1 protein-coding gene is annotated in these 269 nt (G+C 39.8%); it reads right to left on the bottom strand.

All coding sequences use genetic code 11. From position 1 onward, the window contains the following. A partial coding sequence (locus tag EOC06_RS39005) for a hypothetical protein (protein WP_206631439.1) occupies window positions 1-269 on the bottom strand: 269 nt, incomplete at both ends.

Raw genomic sequence — 269 nt, forward strand, 5'->3', positions numbered from 1 at the left:
GCTTCCATCTCTATAACTTCCTCTGGTACGGTTTCTAATGGAATAGGGGTTTGATACTTTTCTAATAGCTTCCACATTTCTTTATGCGTTAAAAATGGTACCTGCATTTCCCTTAATTCGTGTGTTTTAAATAAAGCCCTACCTTTGATATTAGACGGTAATTTCTCCGCTCCTGTGCTGTCTATTGCAACGCCTGAAGCATAGCCAGATGGTAATCTAAATGTTATTTTAGCATCGGCATTTTGCTTAATCTGGCGAGGCATGGTGTC

The sequence above is a fragment of the Mesorhizobium sp. M7A.F.Ca.MR.362.00.0.0 genome, assembly GCF_004023175.1.
In the GTDB taxonomy this organism is placed as follows: domain Bacteria; phylum Pseudomonadota; class Alphaproteobacteria; order Rhizobiales; family Rhizobiaceae; genus Mesorhizobium.